The following is an 11,528-nucleotide window of genomic DNA, read 5'->3' on the forward strand; positions in this document are numbered from 1 at the left end:
CGAGCGCCCTCCCGATGAGTGGCGCTCGCAGTATTCCTTTCTGTGACTCAATTAGTCCTTTGACTTAACAAACTCGCCTTCAATCTCAATGACAACATCAGCACCGATATTCGGTGCGTAGTTACTAAGTCCCCAGACAGTCCGGTCAATACTTGTCGACGCTGAAAAGCCAACCAACGGCACTTTCATAAAAGGATGATTTGGCGTAGCGCCATTGAGCACCGCGTTTAACGTCACAGCATGCGTTTGCCCCATCAAAGTAAGCTCGCCATCAATCGTAAACTGATTGCTGTCTTGCAATGCACTCACTTTGGTTGACGCAAAGGTGATCGTTGGATGCTCACCAGACTTAAACCAGTCGGTTGAAAGTTTTTTATTAAAATCTTCTTTTTCTGGAAAAGGGTAATCCGTGTCCAGCGAATCAACCTGAATCACCACGTTGACAGCACTGTCAGAAAATTTCTCAGTGTTGAGGGTCAAATCGGCATCAAAGTTAGTAAACCGCCCGACGTAAGTCGAAAAACCAAGATGACTGACCTTCCACACCACACTGGCGTGAGTCCGATCTAAATCGTAATTTCCGGATGGAATACCTTCGAGCGGGTTAGCTTGCACGGTCGCCACTGGCAGCAACATAAAGGCTGCAGCAAGGAGTATCATTTTTTTACGTAAGGTCGTTAATATGTTCATAAGCGTTATGTTTGGTTGGGGTTAAGTTGACGATGACGCTAGTGTACGCACCTAAAGTGAATGCTGAGTCGTGTGTAGTTTAGCCTATACAGTAGTGTACGGGGAAGACGAACACAATTGCTCACCATCGAACAACTCGCGTCAAACAGTTTCTCAAAACAAACCTGCATACACTTATCTCTAGAAGTCTAGACACACCCTAACAATCAGCATCCCGATGTTTTATCCAGACCTGATAGTCAGCTAATTGCCCACAACGGTCATTCAAGATTCAAGACGTGACACCTTTTATTGTTGCGGGCTTAGTCTTTAATGATCGGCAATATCCTGTTGGTATTTATTGTAATCTTCTAAATATAATCTGGCGGATTCGTCGGTAAAATCGTCTCGCTTACCTTGTAACTCGACAAGTTTCTCGTAAATGTTTTTATAGACTATCTGGTGCGCACGGTTCTGTAATGCCTCTTCATTGAATTCATCAAAGGTTACGTCTTTAGTCAAGGTTAAATCTACCAGTCGTAACAGGTGCTCTTTGGTGATTTTCTCCACCGACAAGAAATCATCGTTTTCATCAAGGAAGAAACCCTGATTATTTTCAATTTTTAATAGCTGCATATTTATCCTTACGTGTTTGGTAACTGACTTCCCCTGCTTCTAATGAAGTCATCATAATCTCATGGTTACTCTTCTGGCTTCCATCCAAGGCCACTAATGTTTTATCAGTTGGGTATCCGGAGTAAAGCTTATATTCCGTGTCCCCAAAAACGTCGTACTCCTTACTTGCGAACAATGTATAGTCGGCATCCACCGACGCACCCAGCGTGCTGTTATGGGTAACGACCACCACCGGCATTGTCTCTGATATGTCTTTGATAATCTGATTAACGTTTTCGTTGAGAAAAACATTGTCAAAAGACGATTCCGGTTCGTCAATAAGCAACATTTCATGATGGTGAGCGTCTTTTATCTTCTGAAGCAATCTAAACTCGGAGCGCTCTCCACCGGATACTGGATCACCATCGCGATTGAGAATTTCATAGCTAATGCTGGTGAATAATCTAAAAAGTTCAGTCTCAGGCAGGCGGTCAATACCTTGGAGCGCTTTTAGGTACTCATAAGGAGACCGGTAATGTTTATAGGCATCTCCAAAAGCGGGTTTACTGGTGCTGGCATCTCGTACTTCACCTGCACCAGCAAACGCTTTTTTTCGTACGACAATGCGAAAGCCTTGGATGTTTTCCTCTTCGATTTTATAGTCGGCCTTTAGAAAACCTACGATTTCATTAAACCGTTCGACGCGTTTAATGTCCATCGCAACATCATAAAAATCAACATCCTCAAGTTGCACCGCATTACTTTTTCTTTTTAATCCTGCTTTTATATTGGTTACCATTTCATCGACCACTTTTTTCTTTTTTAGCAGCAGTTCTTTGCCCCAAAGCTGGTTTAGCAAGTCGCACGCCAGGCGTTTCATAGCAACTAAATCAATGTGTTTCTCAATTGTGTTTCGATAGGCAACATTCTCAATCACATGTTGTACTGATAGAAATAGTTTCTTTAGTTCATCATCTTTTCGAGCTTTGAAAAGTGTTTCGTTGAACAAAGCCATTTTTGAAAAGCTGTCTTCCCGATCAGCTTCCTCTGCTGACTTTAGAAGACTTTCTACATAGTTCTCTACTTCTTTTTCGTTGTAACGAAGATCAACATCGACCATTTCTTCCAGAACACGCTTGAATCCAGACAAATACTCATCTGCGCTTTGGCTTCGTTGAATTCTTAAGTTGTCCTCAAATTCCTTTTTATCTTTTTCAGGGTCTTTTTGAACTAGATCAAACTGCCTTATGTATTTTATGTCCTTATTAGCAGCGTGAATTTTGTCTAAGGTAACCGTTTTACCAGAAGATCTCGCTCCTAATAGCACATTTAATCCGGTCGAAATCAATGGGCCATCATTAAAGACAAGAAAAAGAGAATTTCCGTCCTTTTCAGTGAGCGTTACTTTGCTCTTATCTAGAAAGCATTGCTTAATTGCATTGAGTTTCAAATCGCCACAGTCAATGAATGTTTGCCTAACTGGTAACTCATCCAGCTCCGCACAGATGCGCTCATCGCTGAATAATACAGGGGTGAGCTTGCTGGGCTCCTTTGCTGCACCAACGAATAACTTAACGCTTCTAACTTCACCAGCCTGGATGTAGCTTTTAAGTCGAGCTAGGGTTTCAGTCTTTATTGGTGGTCTTTTTTCGTAATGTGGTATCAGGAGATACTCACTTAAATCTCCATATATTTGATCTAGTTCATCGACGCTTATGTCATCGCTAACACTGTTGATCTTAGCGGAAACCATATCTGCCTTGGCTTTAAAGTCATCGAGATCCTCTCCGTCACTGATTAGCAGCAAATGCCCACGTTCTAGGTTAATCTCAATTCCCGGAAACACGACAATGCCTAATGCTTCACGAATTTCTATGAATTGATCTAAGTCGAAAATATCGTGATTGGTGATCGCTATCGCGTCCAGCTTTGCCTCGTCAACATAGCGCTTTAGTGTTTCTAAACAGAAATCAAAATATGGGTCGCTGAACGTTGCCACGGTGTGCATGTGAAAGTCAATTTTCTTCAATAGTCCCCCCCTCTGTCCGTGTGAACCTTTTTACTTGCCTAGTCTAATTATTTACCAGTTTGAATATTGTCCTTCGTCAGTATAGCTCAAAATAACAGTGCAAAATGGTGTTATGTGTTGAGATTTGAATGTCTACTTCGAGTATTAAAGACTCATTCAGTTATGTCAACGCGAACGGGAGAAAGTTGCTCAAAGCAGACACTAACTAAAATAAAAGCGAGCGCTGAATGCGGATCAGATTCATTTATCATCGCCCCTTTTATAATAGTGATCTGTGCATCAATTTATTCTCCTGAACTTCACTCTGAGCCCATTAGTTAGTCATTTAAGCGTAGGCCGTTGCCCTGGCCCAGTTTTACCCCTTTTTCGTTCTCTTTTATCGTAATGATCAAATCATTCAAAGTCCAAATAGTCGTTTAAATTAACTCGGTCTTTTTGTAACTTCAAAAGTTTCTTCACTACACGTCTAAATTCATTAACTCTTTGATTAAATAGGTTAAACGTTTTACTGTTCTTCTCCGACATCTCTAGGCCTTCCAGCTCACCTTCAAATTTCTTAAGATATGAGTGAGCTTCTTTTACAATATTCGGACACTATAACTTTAACCAGTTTAAAATCACAAAATGTCTAAAATGAGTATGTTTCTGACCGATTAAAAAGTAAAACCCTTGGCTAAAAATTGCCCTTAACAGCCATTTATAGTTAGATAATAAATTTAATAATCTAGCTAAATTCTTGCTTTGCTTTCCTCCAAAAAAAGACAGCTACGAAAAGCGCGACGACAGGTACGACTAACCCAAATTCGTCTATATACCAAGCAGAATTTTCATCCACAATAGTTAGTGGCGTAAACACTTTTTGGATAACCATATTTGAACATGCATGAAATATAACAGCACTCCAAACACTTTCTGTTTTATACCTTAGGTAAGTCATCGTCACCGAATTAGAAACAATAAATAGGGTGAAGATACTTAGTTGGAAAATGAGCGGAGTGTAACTACTGCCATAAAAGCCTTTGATCATCAGAGGCCAGTGAAAAGTGGACCAAAACAAACCGCTTATAAGCGTAACTAATCCAAAAGACATCGATTTCGAAAGCTCAGGAACTAAAAAGCCTCGCCACGCTAGCTCTTCACCGAAAATTGATGGTATTGATAGAGCTAAGCTGAATGTCATGCTCAATACGATATGGAATAGAATTATGGAAATATCATTCCATCCACGTAGGTTATAAGTCTCTCGCGAACCGTTAGCAAAATCAGAATTAAACTCAGCAAAACCCAAACCCCAAATGATTAGATATGATGATGCCGCGATGCCAAGAGGTACTAAAAAACTAATCCATTGGTAACGACTATTTCCCCACAACAACCCGAATGAAGAAAGCCGACGTCCATGTAAAAAACACGTCACTATAGCCGCCAAACCGACCGACATCATCAAGGGTGATGCTCGCTCAAGTCTAAAAATCAGCCAATACCCAACACAGTAAAAAATTACTGTGAGAATTAGAAATGTGGTTAGAGATGGGACTGAAGCTCGAAATCTGTCCTTGGTTATATTCATTAGTAGTTAATGATGAGTTTTAGTTTTTATTTAGATACTTCAAACTCCTATTTGGATTCAAAATTTGAACGTCCGTTTTGAGTATTCCTCAGCATGTTAATTGGCGCAACCTTGCCCAAAGCTAGCATTTCATAGCAACGCCTTTCAAACGGAGACGTTGTGACCGCGTGCGAGTGAACACAGTGTGGGGTAGTTTTTAAGTTTGTGGCATTCCATATGCGCTGTGCTCATTTAGCACCTTTTTTAGGAGGAGACTCACCTACTAGTAGAACCTCAACTCTGTCTGGAAAAAACTACTCTCTGAACTTCTCGGTATTCATATTTTATGTGATGTAACGCTAAACCAAGGGGCGGCGCGTTGTATCGCCGTCCCGCGGAATGAGCGTAGCGAATGTAGCAAACTTTGGCGCCTTGTTATGCATAGTCATATTTTTCTCCAATGAACGATTCTTTCCTCGACCAAGCCAAAAAAGTCTTTTCCAGTTTAGAGAATTCTCTAAACTGTTTTCCTAGCCTGTGTAGATCGGCAGGCTCTGCCTGGATACAAAGCTGACTTATCTCTGGATAAGACATTGTGGGGTTATCACAAAACCTTATTTGTATTGCTGAGTTTCCAACACCATTAATAGTAAATAATTTAAATCCAAAGTAATAAGCAAAATTATCTTCAGGTTTTTCGGATCCGATTTCGTAAAGAAAGACATCATTTGCGTGTTTTGGAAATGCATCAAGACCGTTAGCAATTTGAATCAATGAAGTAGCATTATCGTAATAAGTAAACTCAGTGCAAATGCTGCGATTCGATACTTTCCAGTTGAGTTCAATATGATGGGGCTCTTCATAAGGAACTCTTTCAATTTGAATAAAATCACTCACTACAGATGGGCTCGGTGGGCTTCATGTGCATAACAGTTTTATTATCCGACATGATGTCGGGATATTGTAAATATTTGGACATTCTGTATGAATCTGCTTTTAGGCTGCCGAACCATTGAAATGAGTACACTAAGAACCTTGGCGGAAATTGTCGCCCCCCTGATTTTAGGTATCAGGTCGCGCTCCAATATTGACAACACAACATCAGAGCGGCCATCACCGCACGCAAACAATATTCGGACAATACCTAATATCAGCCGAGGTACTTCTTAATCGCTTGACTAATACGTAACAAAAATGTCGACGCTTATTGCCCAGTGAACTGACTTGCCTCAACGCTATAAAAAGTGTCATCAAGTTCAGCCACCAAGTCAAACTTCGCCATGGCTTTGGGCAACTCATACTTATAGAAGAACTTACAGGCCGCCAACTTGCCAGCATAGAAATCGGCATCATGAGCGGCTCCTTGCTGTTGACCATTGCTGGCTGCAGTCGCTTGCTTCAACCACATCCACGCGATCACAACATGTCCCATCGCATCCAAAAAGGTTGTCGCATTGGCTAAGGCAAGAGACATATCTTTTGCCATACTCACCGCTGCTAAGGTTTCATCTACTTTAGCCATCGCGGCGGTAAGTCGTTCGCCATACCAGCCTAGCTCGGCATGCTTATTGGCTCGAGCAATATCAGCGTTGATCTCTTGCACCAAGGCTTTAAGCGCGGCTCCATCGGCCATGCGTACCTTTCGACCCAGTATGTCAAGACCGTGGATCGCGTGAGTACCTTCATGAATATGGTTCAAACGATTATCCCGATAGTAACGCTCAACCGGATACTCCCGGGTATAGCCGTATCCACCTAAAATTTGAATTGCCAACTTATTTGCCTCTAGACAGAATTCCGACGGCCATGACTTGCAAATCGGCGTCAAGAGTTCAAGCAACAACGAGGCACGCATCTTGTCTTGCTCAGTGGTAGCCAGTTTTTGCTCATCAAGCAGTTTGGCTGAGTACAGCATCAATGCGTGAGCGCCTTCAACATAGACTTTTTGCGTCATCAGCATCCGTTTGACATCAGCGTGCTCAGAAATCATCACCATTGGTGTCTTCGGATCTTTATTTGCCAAATGGCGACCTTGCGGTCGATTGCGAGCATAATCCAAAGAGTAAAGATACCCGCCCAGTCCGATCACCGTAGCGGCCATGCCAACGCCGATACGCGCTTCATTCATCATATGAAACATATTGGTAAGTCCTTGGTTTTCTTCACCAACCAAGTAACCGACCGTTTCGCCGCTCTCGCCGAAGTTCAATAGGCAGTTTGTGGTGCCTCGATGGCCCATTTTGTGATTTAACCCGGCTAGTGCAATCTTGTTCGATTCACCAATCGCACCGTCATCGCCCACTTGATGTTTGGGTACGAGAAATAGTGATATCCCTTTCACACCTTCTGGACCGCCAGGCACTTTGGCGAGCACCATATGAATAATATTGTCGGTCATCTCATGATCACCGCCAGATATCCACATTTTGGTACCGGTGATTTTATAGCTGCCATCTTCGCGGCGTTCGGCTTTGGTCCGAATGTCGGCTAACGATGATCCAGCTTGAGGTTCAGACAAACACATCGTCCCAAACCACTCGCCTTCCACCAACTTAGGTAAGTATTTTTGTTTTAGCTCATCAGAGCCACAAGCGTGCAGCATATTAGCCACACCTTGCGTTAAAAAAGCATAATTGGAGACCGAGGTATTGGCCGTCACGAACACACCATTCAACGCTTGATGTACCATCCACGGCAGCTGCATTCCGCCCAAGTCAGCATCATATCCAGTGAGAAATAATCCGGCCTCTTTATAGGCATCAATGGCCTCTTTGACCTGTGGAATAATCTCTACCTTGCCATCCACAAACTGAGGCTCATTCTCGTCGAGAAACCCAGCAAACGGCTGAAACTTATCTTCGGCAATAGATTGCGCTAAATCCAGAATTGCGGTCACGGCTTCACGATCGTAATCGTTGTAACGATCAGTCTCTAGCAACGAATCCAGTTGCAAGGTTTCGTACATTAAAAAGTCGAGGTCGCGTCGATTAACAATGGTAGACATAGATTTCTCAGGGTTTTGAGTGACAACAGTTTTATAGTAATGGCTATTGTAGAGTCGCGCACGTTAATGATCTATGACATTTCGCACCAACTAATGTGCCAACTTTTACGCTAACGGCGATCAAGCGAGCCAATCGCCAATGCTGCCAACGCTTCAGTCGGCACAACTATACTGAATCACCTTACCGACAAACCTCGCGGCGACGGCCAAGCAATCAGCAATGTCGATACCGAAGCCCATACAATTTGCAACTAACTGCCGCATCGCAATTTGGGCTTCCGGCGCTTATCGTTGCCAAAAGCCCAGCATTAAATTGCAAGCCTCCTCTAGGTAGTCAAACTTAGCCTACGCTTGCTTTTGACTGAGTTGGTCACGTAGCAATTTTTTATCGATTTTACCCACCGCAGTCAGCGGTATTGCGTCAATAAAATGCACCACTTTCGGCACCTTATAAGGCGACAGGTTTTTACGACAGAACGCCATTAACTGTGACTCTAGTTCACCTTTATCGCGGTCCTGTGATTGCGGACTCAGCTCAACAAACACATTAACCAAATCGTTGCCGGGACGAGCCGCATCAGGTTCACCGATAATGGCTGAGTTGGCAACAAAATCCAGACTATTGAGCTTATCCTCCACTTCCACCGAAAATACCTTGAAACCACCAACAATCAACATGTCCTTGGCTCGGTCAGAAATACTGATATAACCTTCTTCGTCGATAAACCCGACATCGCCTGTATACATCCACGTTTTTCCGTCAAATTCGCGCATCGCCTTAGCGGACTCTTCCGGCAGATTCAGGTACCCTTTCATAACGTGTGGTCCAGCAGTAATGATTTCTCCCGGCTCACCGACGGGCATTTCCTGGGTACCAGTTTCAACGTCAACAATCTTAACGTCAGCTCCTGGCACAGGAATTCCCAGTGCCGACGGCTTGATGCGAGTACAGGGGTTGACCACGTACACCGGTGATGTCTCGGTCATACCAAACGCATCGCAGATTTTATTTTCGCCAATTACTTGCTCAATTTTGCGACGATCATCAGCGGTTAGCGGCGCCGCCCCTGAGATAGCCATTTTAAGCTTTGACCAATCAATTTTCTTGAACTTTTCATGCTGCAGCAACATTTGAAATAAAGTCGGCACCGCACCGAAATACGACGGTGGATTGGCCATTAATTGATCACAAATATAATCAAGGTCGCGGGGATCCGGAACCAGTATTCCACAGCCGCCGTATCTCAAGCCGCTCACAACCCCACCAATTCCTGCAATATGGAACATAGGGAACGGAGTTAAAAAGGTTTCTTCACCAGGGTTGAGTGGCTGTAGGGCATATTGTGTCGCCGCGCAACGCACAATATTACGAACTGATAGCATGGCGCCTTTCGGTTTACCGGTCGTACCGCCCGTGTACTGAATAAGAAAGGTGTCATTCCAATGCACTTCGCGCTGCTCGAACTGATCACTCGCGGCGGCCATTTGTGCTAGCAGTGGCATCACGTTCACATTGTCTAGAGTCGGCAAAGTTAGTTCTGCTGGAGCCAAATAATCAGTAGCACCACATACCAAGACCGTAGTTAAACAGCTCGGCATATTCTCGATGCCCGCTAGACTACTGTTGGCCAGTGCGTCTAAGGATATGAGTGTCGAAATCGACGCGTCTTCAATCTGATAAGCTAACTCTGAAGGCGTCAACAATGGCGACACTCCAGAACCAGCACAGCCAATTTTAGCTACGGCTAAGACAGCAATCACATATTGTGGAATGTTCGGCATATGGAAGCCAACAACATCTTGCTTCTCTACACCTAGGTCAATAAGCACGTTTGCCAACTGGTTAGCAAGCCGATCAAGCTCAGCGTAGGTGATCGATTTAGAGTAGAACTTGAGGGCCGGAAAATCTGGTATCGCATGAGCATGTTCTTGCACATATACACTCAACGGTTGCTCATCAAAAGGTGGCAGTGTGACACCAGCTTCTTGATATACAAAATCCCAAGGCTTAGCCTGCTCTGTCATAATTACTCCTCATTATTGGTGTTAGTTTTACTGTCTATTTTGTTAAACATGGGCGAGATTGCTACCCCACCTCACGCTTACCATTTACGTCGGCCACCAGCACATTAGATCTCGATTTTGGATCTATTTGTGTCGATATGCCCAAACATTAATTCAACCGATATACGCTCCAGTCGACTTGTTGTAAGCGCCGCACATATTCCTTGGTGCCGCCCGCCCAATTATTGGTGATTTTATTGCCATCCATATACCAACTATTCGCCACTTGGCTAAATGCCATTGTCGATAAACGAGCTTGCATTTCTTGGTTAAATTTAGCCTCTTCAGCTTGATCAATTTCACAAGCAGACGCTTGAGCACTCTGTACTCGTTGCATTAAACGGACCACATAATCAACCTGCGCCTCGAGCATAATGATGATCGAGGTGTGGCCTAGATTAGTGTTTGGCCCATACAACATATGTAAGTTGGGGAAGCCGTGCGTCGAGACCCCGTAATAGGCGTGAGCCCCATTACGCCAAGCATCTCGAATCGACAAGCCGTTGCGTCCGCGAACATCAATGTGAGCTAAAAATGGATTTGTTTGGAATCCAGTGCCATAAATGATCACATCGAATTCGTGCTCTGCGCCGTCGCTAGTTTTAAGCCCACGGCTGGTAAACGACTCAATAGACGCAGTTTCCAACGCCACGTTATCGCGCGCCAAGGCCGGATAAAAGTGATCACTAAACAATACCCGTTTTGCACCAACTGGATAATTTGGTGTCAACTTGGTTCTCAACTCAGGGTCGTTAATATGACGCTTTAAATTACGCAGACAGAGAGTCCGAACAACCCAGCGTGTCAGCCGATTACCATTGATCGCCGACAACACACCGTACTCACCTGCCGCCCAGATATACCAGCGGTACACACGTATTACCATCGGCACGCGCGCCGACAAACGCTGCTCCCACTTTGCATACGGGCGGTCCATCTTCGGTAAAATCCAATTTGCGCTACGCTGAAACACGCTGAGAGACTTAACTTTCTTGGCAATCTCTGGAATAAACTGAACCGCACTGGCGGCATTGCCAATCACCGCTACTCGTTTATTGGTTAAATCCACGGCGTGATCCCATTTAGCCGAATGGAATACTTGACCTTGAAACGCCTCCGCATTAGGAAAGCTTGGCGTCGACGGATAATGCAACTGCCCTACAGCTGTCACTAAATGTTGAGCTTCAAATTCTTGTCCATCAGAAGTGCGAACTTGCCACCGCGCGCGCGCATCGTCATAGCTCGCAGAGTCAACCGAACAACCATATCGTAAATGATTTTCAAGTCCGTATTTAAGCGCCGTGTCGTGCTGATATTTCAGAATTTGCGCTTGACCAGACCATTTAGACTGCCAGTCGGCATTATGCTCGAAAGAGTAACTATAGAGCGCTGACGGAATATCACATTCCGCACCCGGATAAGTGTTTTCACGCCAGGTTCCACCAAGATCATCGGCTTTTTCTAATATCAAAAAGTCGCTTAAGCCAGCTTCTTTCAGCTTAATCCCCATGCACAGACCGGCAAACCCAGCGCCAATAATCAAGGTATGTAGCTTGGTTAAATTATGCGCCAACGATCGGCTTTTAGATTCAGTCATG

General features: G+C 44.1%; 8 protein-coding genes. All 8 read right to left on the minus strand.

Annotated features, from left to right (window positions below; translation table 11 throughout):
* Positions 1-51: 51 nt before the first annotated feature.
* The 8 genes from DFR28_RS00460 to DFR28_RS00495 all read right to left on the minus strand — a co-directional run bounded on the left by DFR28_RS00460 (position 52) and on the right by DFR28_RS00495 (position 11,527).
* Entirely contained in the window at positions 52-690 is a 639-nt protein-coding gene (locus DFR28_RS00460) for a YceI family protein (RefSeq protein ID WP_113952340.1), read from the minus strand.
* A gap of 309 nt (positions 691-999) precedes the next feature.
* Positions 1,000-1,305: a hypothetical protein gene (locus DFR28_RS00465; protein ID WP_113952341.1), complete on the minus strand. Its 306-nt coding sequence runs from the start codon at positions 1,303-1,305 to the stop codon at positions 1,000-1,002.
* Positions 1,286-3,313, minus strand: a complete 2,028-nt coding sequence (locus tag DFR28_RS00470) for a phosphotransferase (RefSeq protein ID WP_113952342.1) — start codon at positions 3,311-3,313, stop codon at positions 1,286-1,288. Before DFR28_RS00470 ends, DFR28_RS00465 begins: the two co-directional genes overlap by 20 nt.
* Positions 3,314-4,037: 724 nt before the next feature.
* Positions 4,038-4,883, minus strand: a complete 846-nt coding sequence (locus DFR28_RS00475; RefSeq protein WP_113952343.1) for a CPBP family intramembrane glutamic endopeptidase — start codon at positions 4,881-4,883, stop codon at positions 4,038-4,040.
* 414 nt (positions 4,884-5,297) lie between these two features.
* A complete protein-coding gene (locus tag DFR28_RS00480) occupies positions 5,298-5,759 on the minus strand; it encodes a hypothetical protein (protein WP_113952344.1) in 462 nt (153 codons plus the stop codon).
* Positions 5,760-6,066: 307 nt separating this feature from the next.
* Positions 6,067-7,866, minus strand: coding sequence for an acyl-CoA dehydrogenase (locus DFR28_RS00485; protein WP_113952345.1), 1,800 nt, complete (start codon positions 7,864-7,866; stop codon positions 6,067-6,069).
* A gap of 345 nt (positions 7,867-8,211) precedes the next feature.
* A complete protein-coding gene (locus DFR28_RS00490; protein WP_113952346.1) occupies positions 8,212-9,891 on the minus strand; it encodes a class I adenylate-forming enzyme family protein in 1,680 nt (559 codons plus the stop codon).
* A 148-nt stretch (positions 9,892-10,039) separates the two neighbouring features.
* Positions 10,040-11,527: a flavin-containing monooxygenase gene (locus DFR28_RS00495; RefSeq protein ID WP_113952347.1), complete on the minus strand. Its 1,488-nt coding sequence runs from the start codon at positions 11,525-11,527 to the stop codon at positions 10,040-10,042.
* Position 11,528: the final 1 nt, after the last annotated feature.

Source organism: Arenicella xantha (genome assembly GCF_003315245.1).
Taxonomy (GTDB): domain Bacteria; phylum Pseudomonadota; class Gammaproteobacteria; order Arenicellales; family Arenicellaceae; genus Arenicella; species Arenicella xantha.

Bases quoted from the DNA above. Each gene is read 5' to 3' on its own strand.
- DFR28_RS00460 (WP_113952340.1), bottom strand. From the start codon at position 690: ATGAACATATTAACGACCTTACGTAAAAAAATGATACTCCTTGCTGCA.
- DFR28_RS00465 (WP_113952341.1), bottom strand. From the start codon at position 1,305: ATGCAGCTATTAAAAATTGAAAATAATCAGGGTTTCTTCCTTGATGAA.
- DFR28_RS00475 (WP_113952343.1), bottom strand. From the start codon at position 4,883: ATGAATATAACCAAGGACAGATTTCGAGCTTCAGTCCCATCTCTAACC.
- DFR28_RS00485 (WP_113952345.1), bottom strand. From the start codon at position 7,866: ATGTCTACCATTGTTAATCGACGCGACCTCGACTTTTTAATGTACGAA.
- DFR28_RS00490 (WP_113952346.1), bottom strand. From the start codon at position 9,891: ATGACAGAGCAGGCTAAGCCTTGGGATTTTGTATATCAAGAAGCTGGT.
- DFR28_RS00495 (WP_113952347.1), bottom strand. From the start codon at position 11,527: ATGACTGAATCTAAAAGCCGATCGTTGGCGCATAATTTAACCAAGCTA.